Below are 16,139 nucleotides of genomic sequence, written 5' to 3' on the forward strand. Positions count from 1 at the left end.
CTCTTCAAAACTCCAGCATCGTCGCCAACACCACCTGCCGCGAATCCCCCACCGAAACGAAATACCGGCTCACCGCCGAGCTGTAATAGGTTCGGTCGAACAGGTTGTTCACGTTGAGCTGAAACTTGACCTTCTGCCCGTCCAGCTTCGTTTCGTAGGTCGCGAAGGCATCGGCGACGGTGTAGCCCGGCAAGGTGAAATCGTTATCGGGGTTACCCGCCCGATCGCCCACGTAGTTCGCCCCGGCACCCAGTCTCAACCGATCGCCGCCCGATACAGCACCCACGTCATACACCGCGGACAACGATCCGCTGTGCCGTGGGACGTTTTGCAGGCGATTGCCCTTCAACGTCGGGTCTTCCACCACCCAGGCATCGGTGAAGGCATAGCCACCGATCACGCTCCAGCGCTCCGACAACTGCCCGCTCATGTCGAGTTCCAGGCCCCTAGAGCGCACTTCCCCGGCGGTGGTGTACACCGTGTTGCTCGTCAACGAATCGAAGTTGGCGACCAGCACGTTACGTTTCTTGATATCGAACAACGCCAGCGTACCGCTGATGCCGCTGTTCAGATCCCACTTCGCCCCCAGCTCCCAGGCCTTGGCCTGCTCGGGCGGAGTGCCCGAATCCAGTACTGTGCCGCCCGTCAGTGCGGCAATGCTGGAGTTGGGTTTGAACGACTCGGTGTAACTGCCATACAGCGACAGCTCATCGTTATAGCGATACACCAACCCCGCCCGGGGAATCCATTTTTCGCCATTCAGATCCGTGTTGCGGGTGAACGGAATCCCCTTGCCCGCCTGCTGATCGAACCGTTGATAACGCGCCCCCGCCACGAAAATCCACTGATCCGTCAGGTGCACCGAATCCTGAAAGAACAGCGAGTCACTGCGCAGGATGTCCAACTGATTGCTGTCCGGTGCGCTGACCTGCGTACCCTCCACTTCCTGACCGTAAACCGGATTCAGGTAACTGAACGTGGTCAGGCTCTTTTGCCGGATCAACTCACCGCGATAGAACTTGCGGTATTCATCGTCGAGGCCGAACAACAAATCGTGCTGCATGCCCGCAACGTCAACGCTGCCGTTGAGCGTCAGGGTGGTGAAGCGGTCGGTACTCAGGGAATTTCCGGTGCCATCCATCGAACGGGTCAGCGTGCCATTTTCCGCGTTCACGGCCGTTATCCGCACCTGGCTGGCGTCGTAGGTTTCGCGGTTGTAGCTGTAACCCAGATGCCCCTTCCAGGTGTCGTCGAACTGATGATCGACTTCGAGGTGGTACAGGTCCGAACGCCCTTCCATGTTGTTGAACGGCTCATCGAGCCTGCGAGTGGCGGGGATGTTCAGCGGGTGATTAGTGACCGGATCGATAGCCGTGCCCCGGTCGAACGGCGAGAGAAACTCCCGATGCTCGTAGCTGGCGACGATTTGCGTGGCGTCGCCGTACCAGGCCAGTGACGGCGCCACCAGCGACTCGCGATGCACGCCGAAATTGCGCCAGTAATCTTCGTCCTCATGGTCCACGATCAGCCGATACGCCAGCCCTGAATCGCCCAATGCGCCGGTACTGTCGAGGGTCCCGCCGCTACCGTTTTTTCCCGCCCCGTAGCTCGATCCTCGGGCCGTCAGCGCATTGTACGACTGCAACTCCGGGCGTTTGCTGACCACGTTGACCACCCCGCCTGGGTCCTGAATGCCATACAACAGCGAGGTCGGCCCCTTGAGCACTTCCACCCGTTCCACCGTCGCGTTGAGGCTGCGCCCCTGCACCACCGGCATGCTGTCGCGCATGATCGAGCCGTCGCGGTTGTCGCCAAAGCCGCGCTTCATCAGGGTGTCCTGAGTGCTGCCCAGTGTGTTGCCTTGGGTCACGCCGCTGATGTTCCTCAAGGCGTCATCGAGATTGCGCGGGGCTTTGTCCCGCAGGACTTGCGCGGGCACCACGCTGACGAATTGCGGGTTTTCCAGCGAGGGGGTCGAGGTGCGCATGACGGAACGGGTAAACGGCGGCTGCCAGCTCTCGGAAGCGTTACGCTTTGAGTCGATCTGGGTCAGCCCCAACAAAATAGCGCCGTCACTCGATGCCGGTTCCAGCGTGAAGGTGTCTGGGGTCAGGCGACGAAATCGCAGCCCCGATGCTCCCAGCAATCGCCACAAGGCCTGCTCGGCTGTGAACGATCCTTTGATGGCCGGGGCTTCGACGCCATAAGGGGCGTCCTGGGTGTAAATGACGCTCTGCCCGGTGATGCGACTGAACTCGCTCAGGGCCTGAGGCAAGGGTCGGGCAGGCATCGAAAAGTCAAAAGCAGGCTCCGCCGCCTGAACGCATGCGCTCCAGACAGTGAACATGGAAATGCCGAGCCAGACTTTCACCCTGGAAAACCTCTTAATATCGATCTCAGGCGCTTGAGACGAATACACTCCCTTTGGGAGATTCTATGTTGGCTGGTCAATCGCTTTCGTCGGAACGCCGCCCGCACCAAGGCGGCTCCCACAGAATCAGCGTCAATCACAAATCCAGGGTTCAACACGTATCACGGTGGGAGCCGGGTTGCTGGCGAAGGCGTTATGTCAGCAGCATAAACGTTGACTGACACGCTGCGTTCGCCAGCAAACGGAGCGCTGCCCGGCCGTCTCCCACAAATCAGCCATCCACCGCAATCACTTAACGGATGACAATCACCCGCCCCAGCGCTTCGTACTGCTCAAACCCCACCACCGATTTCAACGCGGCCAGCACCGCCACCGGATCTTTGCTGGGGAAACTGCCGCTGACCTTCTTCGCCGCGAGTTGATCGTTGAGCACCACGATGCGACCTGGGTAATAACGGCTCAGGTCGTTGATCACATCCGCCAGCGGTGTGCGGTAGTAATTCAGCCAACCCTGACGCCAGGCCAACTGGTTTTCGCTGTCGACGGGCTGCGGATCGGTGGTGTGGGTCTGGTCATAGCTGACCCGCTGCCCCGCCGTGAGAATCTGTTGCGGCAGATCAGCGCCCGCCGTCACGCCCACGCGCCCGGACAGCACCGTGACCTGTGCCCCTTGAGGCTGCAGACGCACTTCGAACTGGGTGCCCAGCACGCGGGTTTCACCCTGCCCGCCATCGACCACGAACGGCTCACCGGTATGGGTGACCTGAAAGAACGCCGCGCCTCGACGCAACTGCACGTGGCGCTCGCCGTTGGCGAAGTTCACGGCAATGGCGCTGTCGGCGTCGAGGGTCACTTGGGAGTCATCCGCCAGAGTCACGGTGCGCACCTGCCCCGGCGCGGACACGTAATCCGCGCCCACGTCGTCGATCCAGCGCTGCGGCTGCCAGCCCAGCCCCACGCCAATCATCATCACCAGACACGCCGCCATCGCCAGCGCCGCCCCCCATCGAGGCAGGGAGCGCTTTGGTGACGCGTCCATGGCTTTGAGCAACGCGTCGAGGGACGCCGACTCTTCGGCTGCCAGTTTCGCGGCGGGCTCTTCGCTCATCTCCCAGATCACCTGGGCCTGCGCATACGCCTCGGCATGGGCCGGATCGGCCTGCAACCAGCGGCTGAAACGCGCCTGATCAGCCGCGCTCGGTTCGTCATGCAGCAAGCTCAGCCAGCGCAAGGCGGCATCGTGTTGTTCGGGGCTTATCATCGGGATCGGGTCCGTCGGCGCTTTCATCGACGAACGTCCTCGGACTTCGCACGAAAGGGAATCACCCGCGCGGCGTCCTGACCCAGACTCGCCTTGCAGGCTTGCAAGGCGCGCATCATATGTTTTTCCACCGCGCTTTGCGAAAGCCCCATGGCCTTGGCGATCTCGCCGTACTTGCGCCCGTGAATGCGATTAAGCAGAAAAATCTGCCGCGTCTTCTCGGGCAGCCCACGCAGCGCCGCTTCGATATGGCGCAGATCGTTGCTGACCTTGACGGCAGCCTGCGGCTCGTCATTGCGCAGATCATGCTCGTCCGGCATCAGCTCTTCATTGAGGCGCGCACGTGTACCTTCGGTGCGCAAATGATCAATGGCGATATTGCCCGCGCAGCGCAGCAAGTACGTGTTGAGTTCTTCGACCTGCACCAGCGGACGCCGCCAGAACCTGACGAACAGGTCCTGCACCAGATCCGCTGCCGTCGCACGACAGCCCACACGGCGACTCACCAGCGCTTCCATTTGCGGGCGTTGCGAGAGGAACACTTTCAGAAAATGTGCGCGTGCCGCCTTCGGAGCATCGGGGTCGGCGTCGACAGAGGTCGAGGTCGAGGTCGGAGGGGTGAGGTCGATCATGTCAGGCTCAGGCCAGAAGTTGAATGCAAGCAGCGACCGGCACGAGAAGCACGCCGATTCCTGCCAACGACAAGGCCAGCCTTGGCCAGTAAGACATCACAAAAACCAGCACCACCGCGCTGACCATCAGCGCAGCGGACCATTGCACCAGCGCCTGCCCGATACTGAGCGACACCCTGGCGATCCAAAGCGACGCCAGCAGCGCGACCCAGCCGACCAGCCTCAGCCATTTGCCACGTGAGTCGGACAACGCGCCGCCCACAATATCCTCATAGTGGCGGCTCATCGACAGGCACAGGGCCGTGAAACCGACGTAGCAGAGCAAGGTGGCCAGAAACATCAGTTGGCCTCCCGGGCTTCAGCAGTAGGACTGACGCCATCGCGAGCAAGCTCACTCCTACAGTTTTGGGCCAGGACACTGTCTTTCATACGACGCGAACCTGTAGGAGTGAGCTTGCTCGCGATAGCGATTTTGCCCTCCCCACGAAACCTGAACGCGCCCCACGCCAGGAAAATCCCCGTCGCCAACGCCGTCACATCCAGCGCTGCCAAGGTCATGTACCCCTGTTTCAACGACGCCAGCAGATAACTGCCTGCCGTCAGCATGTCCAGAATCGGCAGCGCGCAATACAGCAACGCGGCGAGGGTCAGTTGCTCGCGCCACGCGGTGCGACCGTCGCGGAAAAACACCCGCGCAAAGCCATGCAGCAACGCCGCGCCCCACACGTAGAAAAACACCTTCACTTCCCAGTCGCTGCGCGCGGCAAAACTCATCGGCAACAACCGATTGGCCCAGAAGAAACTGATGATCGCCAACATCAACCCCGACATGCTGGACACGTTCAATGCTTCCACCAGCCGCAACTCAAAGGGCATGACTCCGGATTTGGCGTGCTTGAGCTTGCGTTTGCCCAGCCAAATCACCAGCCCTGTACCGATCATCGCCGTGCCGCCGATGCCCGCGAAGAAATATAACCAGCGCAGCAACGGCCCCGCGAAATGCCCCATGTGCAATCCGTAAAGCCCACCGGCCAGCAGCAGTGAAGCCGCGCTCATGGTGCTCTGATCTTTCAGCGCGCCGCTGACGCCATCGAACACCAGCACGGTGCCTGGCTCATTTGGGATGTGATCGGCGCCATGGCGCGTCAGCGTGACCGACGCACTGGCGCTGCCCGGATTGTTCACGGTGATCAGGCCGACGCGACTGCCGGGCCATTTGTCTGCGGCGATGTCGAACATCGGCGCGATCGGTGCCATAGGCGCCCGCTCAGCGGCGGCAGGCACGGTCTTGAACGCCGGAAACAGATCCTCGAAAAAACCCTGCGTGTTATTGCCATACGTCGTGAGAATGCTCACCGGCATAATCATCGTCATGAAAATCACCAGGCTGCTGTAGGTGATCATCAAGTGAAACGGCAACACCAGCACCGCCACCGCGTTATGGCCGTCCAGCCAGGTGCGCTGGCCTTTGCGCGGGCGGAAGGTGAAGAACTCCTTGAAGATTTTCTTGTGGGTGATGATGCCGCTGATCAGCGCGACGAACATCACCATCGCGGCCAGCGACGCCAGCCAGCGGCCCCAGGGATAGGGCATCTGCAACTGGAAGTGGAAACGGTAGAAGAACTCGCCACCCATGCTTTCGCGGGCTTGAACCGGAGCGCCGGTCAGCGAGTCGAGCGATTTGTCTTCAAAAGCGCCTTTCGCGGTGGTCCAGCTCACACCCAGCTCTGGGGTGCGTTCGTCCGGCAAACGGATGAACCAGCGTTTGGCGTCAGCGGCATTCTGTTGCAGCCAGTTCTGCGCCCGATTGACGCTGTCCGCTGCCGAGACCTCATGGGGCACGATTTCCGGCTGAGTCCATTGGGTGATTTCATTCTTGAAGTACGAAAGCGTGCCGGTCAGAAAAATCGCAAACAGCAGCCAGCCAAATACCAGCCCGGCCCAAGTGTGCAACCAGGCCATCGCCTGACGGAAGCCCTCTTTCACAGCAGCCACCTCGCACTGGCGTAAACCGCACCGAGCACCGCGCAGGGCAACAACAGGCCGTACCAGGCACGCCACGCCGTGCGGCAGGCAAAACACCAGAGCACCGCGGGCAGATAAACCAGAAACGACAGGGTCATCGACAATACTGCTGCTTCAGCGCGAGGCAGCGGCAGAAATTGCGCCATGCACACACTGGCCAATGCAGCCAGCAGGTAACCGCCGATCAAGGCAGCGGCCACGCGAGAGGCCACCGCCAAACGCAGGCGCAAGCAAACGCCGCCGCGCTTTTTCGCACACTTTGCCCGCTTCTCGGACACGGGCGCGCTCACCGATGCAGCCTCCATCACGGGCGAATCCCGAGGGTAGCGCAGGTGTTTTCGCAGCAGCTTGAGCGAATCGGCATGGCGGTGATCTTCTTGAAATCAAACAAGCGGACAGGCCCGGTCCGTAGCCTGCAAACAAAAGAATGCAATATTAATGATAAATATTCTCATATGCAAAAGAGTCTGACCGAATCCCTAGCATTTATTGGCTCATCTCGACGACGTTTACGTGCTCGACGAGTCGAGTCCGCTGCTGTCCGGCTTCGACGTCTTTCACCACGGCCGCGCAGCTGACTGCGGGACCAGCCCCCTTACAACGGCGCGTGCGATGCTGCAAAAAGATTTCTGCAATGAAATATTTCTTTCGTTTGGGGGTTGAATTGTTTTTCGATCGGCGCCAACACTGTGCGTGAGGGCAGACGAAAATCCACCTTCGTCGAATCCCTCGCTAGCAAGCGCAAGCCCGAGCAAGCCAAAGTAAGGGAAGAACTATGCAAATCCAGGTCAACAGCGATAACCACATCGAAAGCAGCATCCGACTGGAGGAGTGGGTACGAACCACCGTTGAAAGCACGCTCGACCGCTACGAAGAAGACCTCACCCGCGTCGAAGTTCACATCCGCGACGAAAACGGCGACAAGCCCGGCCCGCATGACATCCGCTGCCAGATGGAAGCCCGGCCAAAAGGACACCAACCCATTTCCGTGACCCACAAGGCCGATTCGCTGGATCAGGCCGTAGACGGTGCCGCGCTGAAACTCGATCACGCGCTGGATCACCTGTTCGGCAAACTGCGCAGCAAACGCGGTGGTGTGTACGCCATCAGCAACGCCCGCAGCCGCACTACGGAAGACCCCGACGCCCTGCTACAGGAAGAATTCCTCGAAAATGATCAGGCACGGCACGGCTGATTTGGCTGGCTGACCTCAGCGACTGATCCAAACAACAAGGGCGGGCCTGTGGAGACAGGCCCGCCCTTTTTTGTGTCCTGCGATAACAGACTCGTGATCCCTGTAGGAGCGCAAACGCGCACACAAATCAGGCAGCCAGCGCAGTAATGGTGCTCACCCGCTACCAAGGCGGCATCTGGCTAGCACTAAAGCATTAATCCAAAACAACAAACCACTTCGCAGTTTTATCGCTGAAAGGATTCGTGATCCTTTTAAAAGCGCCATTTGTCCCAAATGGCCCGAACCCTGCAAGTATCAATGCGTCGAGCCTCCACCTCTGCAGGCCCCGCTTTTCATGGCTCGACGGGCCGCTGACTCATACACCCGATGCAGATCGACTGCTACCGTCCATCCAGCGTCAAGAACTAAAGGGACTAACCCCAAGTCAACTTATGCAGATCGATAATCAGGTATCAGGCCATGGACAATCCTTTTCAACAGATCACTGATGCGTTTCACCCAGACTACCGGGTCAATTTGAGTATCCAGGGCCTCGACGGCACCATCATGCTGACGCTCTCCAACGAGTCAGGCGTGGTCGCCAAACGCTTGATCAGCCCCGAGCAACGCAATTCACCCAAACGTCTGCGTCGCTTGATCGAAAGCGTGCAATTCGGCATTGCAATCGAACAGGGTCACAGCGCGATCAAAATTCTCGCCGCCATGACCGATGGCGACCTCAAACAACTGGCCCCGCCACCGGCGCGCAACGAAGCGTTCATCAATCGCCCACAGTTGAACGTCGGCATCTGAACATCAGCCCTCTAAACCGAATGCTCCCCACATGACGCGAAACGAAAGGAGGCGACTCAATGAATCGCCTCCCCTTCGCAGCCCTCTCAAGATTTCTAACGTCGGCCCCGTCAATCAGCCTTTTCTTTGACCGAAGGAAACCGGGCAGAGGCGTACCGCACGACCAGGATTGACACAGAAAGCAGCACCACGCCCCCCGTCAGATAAAGAATGCCCTCATCTGGCGACTTGTGGTGCGACACATCACTGATCAGCAGACGGATCAACGCCGTTACCCCGATGTACAACAGAAACCTGAGGGGCATGTGATTGGTGCGGAAGTAGATGCCGCTCATCGCCAGCAATTCCAGGTAGATGAACAGCAGCAAAATATCGTCAACGCTGATTTTGTCCTGATGAAGCATTTCGACGAACGCTGTAATACCCGCATAGACGGTAATGGCGCCGATGCCGAACAGGGCAAGGTAGTGAAACAGCTCCACCCCAAGGTTGCCGAGACTGTTCGCTCCGGCATGTAGCCTGATACGCATCCGGTCTGCCCATTTCATCCGTTTTCACTCCCCACAACTGGTCGTTTCGTCAAAAGAACTGCATTTTCGCTGCATTAATAAAGCCATCGGCTAGGGTTGAGAACGTGACCGGTTGTCGCAAGTCACGGCATTGGCGTTGAAAATGAATGTGAATTGCCACTATTCAGACTGCGTCGATTCCCTTATGCTGCGCACTGTATAAATACACAGTAACCACAATGGTTTTACTGTTGGCCACCAGGCCCCGCCTCGCAGGGCCAACCTCACCACTGCATACAACGACGAGGCCAAAATGGCTGTTGAAACCCTTTACCGCAGTACCCGCGATTTGGAGACTACGTTCGTGGACCGCAAACTCGCCGATGCGCATGATCAAATGCTTGAGCTGGCCGAGCTCCTCACCGACGTGCTGATGAAGAACGTGCCGGGTCTGTCCGAAAAGCATGCAGAAGACGCGAGTATTTACATGGCCAAGAACCGCGCCGTGTTCGCGGCAGCGTTCAAGAACAACGCCACGGCCCTGAACGAGCTTTCCAATCCTGGAGAGGTCGACAGCGAGAGCTGATTTGCCCCCTTCAAAACGACCTCCCTCGGGAGGTTTTTTTATGGGCGAATAACAGTGACAGTAATCGTCCCCAAAATAGAAACAATGAGTCTCTATTTAGCTAAATTGTTTCATCATCGACAAGTCCGTAAATTTACTCCCAAGCCAGCCAAGACACAGCGACGACGCTGACAGTGGCGACCCAAATTTAAAGACCCAATCGAATCCGAAGGAACATGAAAATGACTACTCGCACTCTGAAAACCATCAAGAAAGCCGTAACCGCCACCGTTCTCGCCCTGTCCATCGGCAGCGCTTTCGCCGCTGAAACCGCAGTGCCTGAGCACCAGACCCAAGCGTTTCTGAATGCGCTGGCCGCTGGCGGTGGTCGCCCACTGGAACAACTGAGCCCTAAAGACGCTCGGGCCGTTCTGACCGGCGCGCAGAACTCGGTGAAAGTGGACATGTCGGGCATTCAGGTCAGCGACAAAGTGATCAAGGCTGACGGCCAGGACATCAAACTGACCATCGTGCGTCCAGCCGGGGTCAAGGGTGAGCTGCCAGTGTTCATGTTCTTCCACGGCGGCGGCTGGGTACTGGGCGACTACCCGACTCATGCCCGTCTGATCCGTGATCTGGTGGTCGGTTCCGGTGCGGTGGCGGTCTACGTGGATTACACCCCATCGCCTGAAGCGCACTACCCGACTGCGATCAATCAGGCGTACGCGGCAACGAAATGGGTCGCTGAACATGGTAAAGAGATCAACGTCGACAGCTCGCGTCTGGCTGTAGCGGGTAACAGCGTCGGTGGCAACATGGCGGCGGTCGTGGCTCTGAAAGCGAAGGAGCAAGGCACACCGAAACTGCGCTTCCAGTTGCTGCTGTGGCCTGTGACGGACGCCAACTTCGACACCGGTTCGTATCAGGCGTATGCGGAAGGCCACTTCCTGACCAAAAACATGATGACGTGGTTCTGGGACAGCTACACCACCGACGCCAAACAGCGCGCCGAGATTTACGCCTCGCCACTGCGTGCAACCACCGAGCAACTGAAAGGCTTGCCACCTGCTCTGGTACAGACCGCTGCACTGGACGTGCTGCGTGACGAAGGCGAGGCTTATGCCCGCAAACTGGATGCCGCCGGTGTCGATGTGACCGCCGTGCGCTACAACGGCATGGTTCACGACTACGGCCTGCTGAACCCACTGGCCAACATTCCAGAGGTCAAGGCTGCGATGCGTCAGGCGGCCGGTGAACTGAAAGCTCACCTGAACTGATCCATCCGGTAACGAAAAAGCCCGCGAAGTGATCTTCTGATCCTTCGCGGGCTTTTGTTTTTTGCATTCGCCACCCGTTGGCCAGCCACGGATGAGCTGACTGACGGACTGCCTTCGCCACCAAGGTGGCTCCCACAGATTCAGCATCGGACAAAAGATCTGAATCCCATGCAGCCTTTGTGGGCGCCGGCTTGCTGGCGAAAGCAGTTGCCCAGCCAACATAGAAGCTCCCGAAGGAATGGCGTCCTGACAGTGGCTACTCTTTGCAATGGGCGCCCACCGAAAATCACCCCCTTGGCCCGGCGTACGCCAGCGCCCATTTCTCCTGCACTTGCAACTGCGCCTTGAACCGCTCGATCTGTTCGGCCACGCGAACCGGGGAGGTGCCGCCCCAGCCGCTGCGCGCGGCCAACGCCGCTTCGAGTGTCAGGCAATCGAGCACGTCTGGCGTCAGCCGCGCATCGGTGCGAGCCAGCATCTCGGGGGTGAGCTGTTCCAGTCCGATGTCTTGCGCTTCGCACAATTGCACCAACTGCCCGGTAATCTCATGGGCTTCCTTGAAGGGCACGCCGCGCATCGCCAGCCAGTCCGCCACTTCGGTCGCCAACGTAAAACCCAACGGCGCCTGGCGCAGCATCTCGTCTTTACGCACTTTCATCGTCGCGACCATACCCGCGAACGCTGGAAGCACCAAATGCAAGGTTTCCAGCGTGTCGATGACCGCGTGTTTGTCTTCGCTCAAGTCGCGGTTATAAGAAAGCGGCTGGGCCTTGAGCACCGCCAGAATGGCGGTCAGCGAACCGATGATGCGCCCCGACTTGCCCCGCGCCAGTTCAGCGATATCAGGGTTCTTTTTCTGCGGCATGATCGAGCTGCCGGTGGCGTAGCCGTCGTCTAGCTCGACCCAGCGAAACTGCCGCGAGGTCCACAGACAGAATTCCTCGGCCATGCGCGAAATGTTGATGCCCAGCATGCTGCTGCAAAACAGAAACTCCGCAACGTGGTCACGACTGGCGACCGCATCAATGGAGTTTTCGCACGGCCCGGCGTAACCCATTTCAGCCGCTGACTGTTGCAGATCGCGCGCAATCGCCGAGCCTGCCAACGCCGCCGCGCCCAACGGTGACAGGCTGAAACGCTTGTCGAAATCCTGTAGCCGCTGAATGTCGCGATGAATCGCCTGGGCGTGAGCCATCAGATGGTGAGCGAAGACGATGGGCTGCGCCTGCTGCAAGTGGGTGAAGCCCGGCGCGATGGTGTGGAGGTGTTGCTCGGCCTGCCCGACTAGCGCTTTTTGCAGCTCAAGAATGGCCAGGGTCAAGCGGCGCACCTGATCGCGCAGGTACAAGCGCAGGTCGTTGGCGGACTGGTCATTGCGTGAGCGACCGGCGCGCAGCTTGCCGCCCAATGCGCCGAGACGTTCGGTCAACAAACGCTCGATGAAGGTGTGCACGTCCTCGTCCGCCGCAATGGGCTGGACCTTGCCGGCGGCGAAGTCAGCGTCGATGGACGACAACGCCTCGATGATACGTCGGGTTTCGCCCGCATCGAGCAGGCCTGCGCGTTGCAACTCGTTGGCGTGAGCCTTAGACCCGGCCACGTCGTAGGGCGTCAGACGAAAGTACGCAGAGGGTGAGCGTGAAAGATTGGCCATGGCTTCAGCCGGGCCAGACTTGAACCGCGCCCCCCACAGGCGCTCGGTAGCATCAGACATTTACCTTCTCCGTTGTCACGTTGAGTGCGAAATCGCGAACGTTGAATCGATCACCGGAGAGGGATCCTAGGAAAATTCAAAAGGGGGGCAAATGTTTCAAATGGCAAGTCTACTTACGCAAACTGGAAACCTGCCGGACCGGTCAAGCCCATCGAGCAGCGCCTCACGCCTCTTCGACGCCGACAATCAGCTCGCTGCCTAACCAGTTCGCCAGCAGCGCACCCGCTTTGGCCACGCCCTCCTCTTCCCCAAGCCGGGCAACGAGCCTTTCACACAAGCCCATGAAGCTGGCGTCGTCCTGAAGCTGAACCAAGGCGGCGTACTCCAGTGCATCGACCTCTCGCAGACGTGAAGTGAACTGTCGCCGCCAGACCACCAGTCCGCCTGCCTCAGCCAGCATTTCGCTCTCCGGTGGCGTGCGTTCTTCGCACAGTGCCGACCAGATCGCCTCGACGTTGGTGGTCATCGTATACACACGCAGCGACGGGGTGAAACGCAAGTGAGCGTGGTCCCAATCGAGTGTCGCCAGCGCGTCCAGCGCCAGCGGTTCGGCATCACGGGCCACGAACGCCTCACCCAAGGCCTGCTCGATCCACGCTAATTCGTGCACATCGGGGTTGTCGGGAAAACGCCTGCCCAACGTCTCGCCAAACGACTCGGCATACGCATCGAGGGTCCAGGCATGAGGCGGATGGCCGTCGATGTGGGCGATGGCGGTCTGGCGAAACTCGTCCTGGCCCAGCCATTGGCGCAATTGCGGGAAAGCGTGCTCCAGGCAACTCACCAATTGCGCACGGTAGTTGTTCTGGTAGACCGCCAGCCCTGCGGCGTCGTGACAGCTCAGACGATCGGCGGCATCTTCGGACGCATCGACCAGCCAGGATTGAAAATCGCGCTGCATCTGAGCCAGTGTCATGCCACATCCCCCATGCGACGACGGGTTTCGGCCACGCCCAGATGACGGGCGGTGGACAGCTCGTCAAGCAAATCGGCCAACGGCGGAATGTCGTCGTCGCGCTCAATCATGGTTGCCACCGGCCCCAGAAGCGAAATGGCCTTGGCGTACAACTGCCAGACATCCGGACACACCGGACTATCGTGGGTGTCGATCAGCAAATCGGGACCCTGGCTGTGGCCCGCCAAGTGGATCTGCCGCACGCGCTCGGCAGGAACGCCGTCGAGAAATGCCAGCGGATCGAAGCCATGGTTGCTGGCGCTGACGAACACGTTGTTGACGTCCAGCAGCAGTTCGCAGCCGGTGCGTCGGGACATCTCGGCAATGAATTCCCACTCGCTCATCGCCGCGTCGGGAAAGCTCAGGTAACTGGACGGATTTTCGAACAGCATCGTACGGCCCAGTGCATCCTGCGCTCGGGAAATATTCGCGCACACCCGCTCCAGCGCTTCCCAGGTGTACGGCACGGGCAGCAGATCGTGGGAGTTGAAGCCGCCAATCCGCGACCAGCTCAGATGGTCGGACACAAACAACGGCTCGATTTCGTCCACCAGAGCGCGCAGGCGCTTGAGGTATTCAGGATTCAGCCCGTCCGCCGAACCGATCGACATCGAAACACCGTGTAACACCACCGGATGACGTTCGCGCACCTGACGCAGAATGTGGCGCGGCTGTCCGCCTTCAATCATGAAGTTTTCCGAGATGACCTCGACGAAATCCACCGGCACGTCAGTTCCAAGAAAATCGCGATAGTGTTCTCGGCGCAACCCCAGCCCATAACCTGAAAAAACCGCTGACATCGTCTGTCCCTCGTTGCTCTTGCATGCGGAATCAATAACGGGCCTGCCGCTTAAACTGACAGGCCCGTGCTCACTTATTTAGGCTCGGTCAAGGTGCCGCCCGCTTTCAGGCATTCGGCCTTGGTCTTGACGATCACGCCCTCGCCCTTGCAAGTGTTCAGGCCTTTGCAGTCGTGCTTGGCCGTGGCACACAGGCTTTCGCCCTTGCAGCTGTTAACGCCGTAGCAGCGGCCCGGCTTGTTGGCGTCGGCGTCCGCATCGGCGGCCGAAGCGGCAACACTGAAGGACGCCGAGGCCAGTGCGATCAGGGCAGCAGCGGTAGCGAGGCTGAAACGGGATTTGCTGGAAGTGGTCATGCGGGTGTTCTCCAATTGCGTTTTTGAGGTGATTCGTTTGGGTGAAAACGGGATTACTTGACGGCCAGAGCGGCGTCTTCGATGACCTTGGCCACGGCCTCAGGCTGCGAGATGTAAACGGCGTGGCTGGCCTTGATTTCCGTGACTTTCGAACCGGCACGCTGGTACATCCAGCGCTGCAGATCAGGGCTCAAAGCGTGGTCTTCGGTGGCAACGATTCCGTAGCTCGGTTTGTTGTGCCACGCGGCCGCCCAGGCCTGGGTGCCGAAAGTGGCGGCGGTCGCGGCCGGTTGGGAAGCCGCCATGAAGTCGGTGCGATTGCTGGTGAGGTCACCGGCGAAATCAGTGCCGAATTTGCTGCGATCAAAGAACAGGTGGCCGTCGCGAGTCGGGCGCACGTCATCGCTGGGCGACGGCATCGAGGCAATCAACTGGCCCATGCTTTCACCGACTTCCGGTTGCAGCGCGGCGACGTACACCAGCACCTTGACCTTGTCGCGCACACCCGCTGCGCTGATCACGCCGCCGCCGGAACTGTGCCCGACCAGCACCACCGGACCGACTTGTTGATCGAGGATTTCCCGGGTCGCGGCGACATCTGCGTCCAGGTTGGTGGCGGGCTGCTGCACCACAGTGACCTTGTAGCCCTTGTGAATCAGGATGTCGTGCACGACACGCCAACCCGAGCCATCGACGAAGGAACCGTGAACGATCACGATGTTTTTTGCCCCAATGGCCGGAACCGGTGCAGCCGCAGGTGTGGCAGCGGATGCCCAGATCGGCGCAGCAACCGCCATGATGCCCAGGGCAAGTTTGGAAACAGCACGCATATGACTCTCCAGGGGCCGGTGCGGCCCCACTCAGGTTTCAAGGGTTCGGTTGAACGAAAACGTCAACGACGGGCGGTGCGAAACCGGCCAAAGAACAACTCATCCAGTGACCAGCGACCGGCGCCGTACACCACCAGCGGCAGCAGCAAGCCCGCCCAGGTCAGGTGCGTCGGCCACGCGTTCGGGTACACGAAAAACTCGATCACTGCCGTCATGGCCAGCAGCGCTGCGGCGGCCGGTCGGGTGACGAGTCCCAATACCAGCAGGATCGGAAACAAGTGCTCTGCATAGGTCGCCAGATATGCCGCCACGTCCGTTGGTAAAACGGGCAACGCGTACTCGTACTGGAACAGTTGCAGGGTCGATGGCTTGAGGGTCAACCAGCCGGAGACCTTGGTACGGCCCGACAGGAAGAACACTGCCGCGATCCCGACCCGCGCGACCAGCAGCAACGCACTGGGCGTCGCCGCCCGCAGCGAAGGCGCCAGCATCGAGCCGCGCATCACTTCTGTTCCGTCAGCGAGCCGTAGCCCTTGGGTGTCTTGATCGAGGTGCAGGTGCCTTTGTCGACCAGCACCCAGGCGTCCCCCTGATAATCCGCAGACGCAGTGGCCGCGCACGAAGTGCCAGGGCCCGCTGCGCAATCGTTTTGCCCAGCCAGCGACACGCCGTAACACTTCTCTTTGGGGGTTACCTGATCGGCAGCGGAAGCCGTACCGGCCAGTGCCGTCAGGGACAGCGCGAGGGTTGCAGCGAGGGCAGCGTATTTGCGATTCATGTGTAACTCCTGCTCGTTCGGAATGGGGACCGAATCCGGCATCCTTGCCAGGTCTCAACGTTGAAACCGGCAGCGCCTT

General features: G+C 59.9%; 18 protein-coding genes. 4 read left to right on the forward strand and 14 right to left on the reverse strand.

The features are described 5' to 3' along the window. Positions 1 to 4: 4 nt before the first annotated feature. From ACI5GA_RS11940 to ACI5GA_RS11965, 6 genes are all read right to left on the reverse strand, one after another. Positions 5 to 2,347, reverse strand: a complete 2,343-nt coding sequence (locus ACI5GA_RS11940) for a TonB-dependent siderophore receptor (RefSeq protein ID WP_421425472.1) — start codon at positions 2,345 to 2,347, stop codon at positions 5 to 7. Positions 2,348 to 2,663: 316 nt separating this feature from the next. Beyond that, a complete protein-coding gene (locus ACI5GA_RS11945) occupies positions 2,664 to 3,659 on the reverse strand; it encodes a FecR family protein (protein ID WP_421422854.1) in 996 nt (331 codons plus the stop codon). Continuing rightward, the gene (locus ACI5GA_RS11950) at positions 3,656 to 4,264 is read right to left on the reverse strand and encodes an RNA polymerase sigma factor (RefSeq protein ID WP_421422855.1); all 609 of its coding nucleotides are present in this window, start codon (positions 4,262 to 4,264) and stop codon (positions 3,656 to 3,658) included. Before ACI5GA_RS11950 ends, ACI5GA_RS11945 begins: the two co-directional genes overlap by 4 nt. Positions 4,265 to 4,271: 7 nt before the next feature. Continuing rightward, the gene (locus tag ACI5GA_RS11955; RefSeq protein ID WP_421422857.1) at positions 4,272 to 4,604 is read right to left on the reverse strand and encodes a DUF3325 domain-containing protein; all 333 of its coding nucleotides are present in this window, start codon (positions 4,602 to 4,604) and stop codon (positions 4,272 to 4,274) included. After that, the gene (locus tag ACI5GA_RS11960) at positions 4,604 to 6,250 is read right to left on the reverse strand and encodes a PepSY-associated TM helix domain-containing protein (protein WP_421422858.1); all 1,647 of its coding nucleotides are present in this window, start codon (positions 6,248 to 6,250) and stop codon (positions 4,604 to 4,606) included. Before ACI5GA_RS11960 ends, ACI5GA_RS11955 begins: the two co-directional genes overlap by 1 nt. Further along, a complete protein-coding gene (locus ACI5GA_RS11965) occupies positions 6,247 to 6,594 on the reverse strand; it encodes a DUF3649 domain-containing protein (RefSeq protein WP_421425473.1) in 348 nt (115 codons plus the stop codon). The genes ACI5GA_RS11960 and ACI5GA_RS11965 overlap by 4 nt, the downstream gene beginning before the upstream one ends. Before the next feature lie 470 nt (positions 6,595 to 7,064). Between ACI5GA_RS11965 and ACI5GA_RS11970 the strand changes: the two genes are divergently transcribed. Both ACI5GA_RS11970 and ACI5GA_RS11975 read left to right on the forward strand, forming a co-directional pair. After that, entirely contained in the window at positions 7,065 to 7,484 is a 420-nt protein-coding gene (locus tag ACI5GA_RS11970; protein ID WP_404633795.1) for an HPF/RaiA family ribosome-associated protein, read from the forward strand. 459 nt (positions 7,485 to 7,943) lie between these two features. Beyond that, on the forward strand, positions 7,944 to 8,276 hold the full coding sequence (locus tag ACI5GA_RS11975) for a DUF3509 domain-containing protein (RefSeq protein WP_404633797.1): 333 nt from the start codon (positions 7,944 to 7,946) through the stop codon (positions 8,274 to 8,276). A gap of 110 nt (positions 8,277 to 8,386) precedes the next feature. Here the strand turns inward: ACI5GA_RS11975 and ACI5GA_RS11980 are convergent, their stop codons facing one another. Beyond that, positions 8,387 to 8,824: a phosphate-starvation-inducible protein PsiE gene (locus ACI5GA_RS11980; protein ID WP_404633799.1), complete on the reverse strand. Its 438-nt coding sequence runs from the start codon at positions 8,822 to 8,824 to the stop codon at positions 8,387 to 8,389. Positions 8,825 to 9,098: 274 nt separating this feature from the next. Here ACI5GA_RS11980 and ACI5GA_RS11985 point away from each other — a divergent pair, with 274 nt between their 5' ends. Both ACI5GA_RS11985 and ACI5GA_RS11990 read left to right on the forward strand, forming a co-directional pair. Continuing rightward, the gene (locus ACI5GA_RS11985) at positions 9,099 to 9,371 is read left to right on the forward strand and encodes a YebG family protein (protein ID WP_404633801.1); all 273 of its coding nucleotides are present in this window, start codon (positions 9,099 to 9,101) and stop codon (positions 9,369 to 9,371) included. A gap of 221 nt (positions 9,372 to 9,592) precedes the next feature. Continuing rightward, entirely contained in the window at positions 9,593 to 10,627 is a 1,035-nt protein-coding gene (locus tag ACI5GA_RS11990) for an alpha/beta hydrolase fold domain-containing protein (RefSeq protein ID WP_404633803.1), read from the forward strand. A 286-nt stretch (positions 10,628 to 10,913) separates the two neighbouring features. Here the strand turns inward: ACI5GA_RS11990 and argH are convergent, their stop codons facing one another. From argH to ACI5GA_RS12025, 7 genes are all read right to left on the reverse strand, one after another. Next, the gene (gene argH / locus ACI5GA_RS11995; protein ID WP_404633805.1) at positions 10,914 to 12,341 is read right to left on the reverse strand and encodes an argininosuccinate lyase; all 1,428 of its coding nucleotides are present in this window, start codon (positions 12,339 to 12,341) and stop codon (positions 10,914 to 10,916) included. 163 nt (positions 12,342 to 12,504) lie between these two features. Next, positions 12,505 to 13,257 carry a putative DNA-binding domain-containing protein gene (locus tag ACI5GA_RS12000; RefSeq protein WP_421422859.1) on the reverse strand — a complete coding sequence of 251 codons (753 nt, stop codon included), beginning with the start codon at positions 13,255 to 13,257 and terminating at the stop codon, positions 12,505 to 12,507. Continuing rightward, complete coding sequence (locus ACI5GA_RS12005) at positions 13,254 to 14,096, reverse strand: DUF692 domain-containing protein (RefSeq protein ID WP_421422860.1); 843 nt, start codon at positions 14,094 to 14,096, stop codon at positions 13,254 to 13,256. Before ACI5GA_RS12005 ends, ACI5GA_RS12000 begins: the two co-directional genes overlap by 4 nt. 74 nt (positions 14,097 to 14,170) lie before the next feature. Then, entirely contained in the window at positions 14,171 to 14,452 is a 282-nt protein-coding gene (locus ACI5GA_RS12010) for a hypothetical protein (protein ID WP_404633811.1), read from the reverse strand. A gap of 53 nt (positions 14,453 to 14,505) precedes the next feature. Then, entirely contained in the window at positions 14,506 to 15,282 is a 777-nt protein-coding gene (locus tag ACI5GA_RS12015; protein ID WP_421422861.1) for an alpha/beta fold hydrolase, read from the reverse strand. 62 nt (positions 15,283 to 15,344) lie between these two features. Then, a complete protein-coding gene (locus ACI5GA_RS12020; protein ID WP_421422862.1) occupies positions 15,345 to 15,785 on the reverse strand; it encodes a DoxX family protein in 441 nt (146 codons plus the stop codon). Beyond that, positions 15,785 to 16,060 carry a DUF2282 domain-containing protein gene (locus tag ACI5GA_RS12025; RefSeq protein WP_421422863.1) on the reverse strand — a complete coding sequence of 92 codons (276 nt, stop codon included), beginning with the start codon at positions 16,058 to 16,060 and terminating at the stop codon, positions 15,785 to 15,787. The genes ACI5GA_RS12020 and ACI5GA_RS12025 overlap by 1 nt, the downstream gene beginning before the upstream one ends. Between the last annotated feature and the right edge of the window lie 79 nt (positions 16,061 to 16,139).

Origin of the sequence: Pseudomonas sp. Pseu.R1 (assembly GCF_045764065.1) — a bacterium.
Taxonomy (GTDB): Bacteria; Pseudomonadota; Gammaproteobacteria; order Pseudomonadales; family Pseudomonadaceae; genus Aquipseudomonas.

Coding starts and splice junctions, on each gene's coding strand:
- ACI5GA_RS11940 (WP_421425472.1), bottom strand. CDS start 2,347: ATGTTCACTGTCTGGAGCGCATGCGTTCAGGCGGCGGAGCCTGCTTTT.
- ACI5GA_RS11945 (WP_421422854.1), bottom strand. CDS start 3,659: ATGAAAGCGCCGACGGACCCGATCCCGATGATAAGCCCCGAACAACAC.
- ACI5GA_RS11950 (WP_421422855.1), bottom strand. CDS start 4,264: ATGATCGACCTCACCCCTCCGACCTCGACCTCGACCTCTGTCGACGCC.
- ACI5GA_RS11955 (WP_421422857.1), bottom strand. CDS start 4,604: ATGTTTCTGGCCACCTTGCTCTGCTACGTCGGTTTCACGGCCCTGTGC.
- ACI5GA_RS11965 (WP_421425473.1), bottom strand. CDS start 6,594: ATGGAGGCTGCATCGGTGAGCGCGCCCGTGTCCGAGAAGCGGGCAAAG.
- ACI5GA_RS11970 (WP_404633795.1), top strand. CDS start 7,065: ATGCAAATCCAGGTCAACAGCGATAACCACATCGAAAGCAGCATCCGA.
- ACI5GA_RS11975 (WP_404633797.1), top strand. CDS start 7,944: ATGGACAATCCTTTTCAACAGATCACTGATGCGTTTCACCCAGACTAC.
- ACI5GA_RS11980 (WP_404633799.1), bottom strand. CDS start 8,824: ATGAAATGGGCAGACCGGATGCGTATCAGGCTACATGCCGGAGCGAAC.
- ACI5GA_RS11985 (WP_404633801.1), top strand. CDS start 9,099: ATGGCTGTTGAAACCCTTTACCGCAGTACCCGCGATTTGGAGACTACG.
- ACI5GA_RS11990 (WP_404633803.1), top strand. CDS start 9,593: ATGACTACTCGCACTCTGAAAACCATCAAGAAAGCCGTAACCGCCACC.
- argH (WP_404633805.1), bottom strand. CDS start 12,341: ATGTCTGATGCTACCGAGCGCCTGTGGGGGGCGCGGTTCAAGTCTGGC.
- ACI5GA_RS12000 (WP_421422859.1), bottom strand. CDS start 13,257: ATGACACTGGCTCAGATGCAGCGCGATTTTCAATCCTGGCTGGTCGAT.
- ACI5GA_RS12005 (WP_421422860.1), bottom strand. CDS start 14,096: ATGTCAGCGGTTTTTTCAGGTTATGGGCTGGGGTTGCGCCGAGAACAC.
- ACI5GA_RS12010 (WP_404633811.1), bottom strand. CDS start 14,452: ATGACCACTTCCAGCAAATCCCGTTTCAGCCTCGCTACCGCTGCTGCC.
- ACI5GA_RS12015 (WP_421422861.1), bottom strand. CDS start 15,282: ATGCGTGCTGTTTCCAAACTTGCCCTGGGCATCATGGCGGTTGCTGCG.
- ACI5GA_RS12020 (WP_421422862.1), bottom strand. CDS start 15,785: ATGCGCGGCTCGATGCTGGCGCCTTCGCTGCGGGCGGCGACGCCCAGT.
- ACI5GA_RS12025 (WP_421422863.1), bottom strand. CDS start 16,060: ATGAATCGCAAATACGCTGCCCTCGCTGCAACCCTCGCGCTGTCCCTG.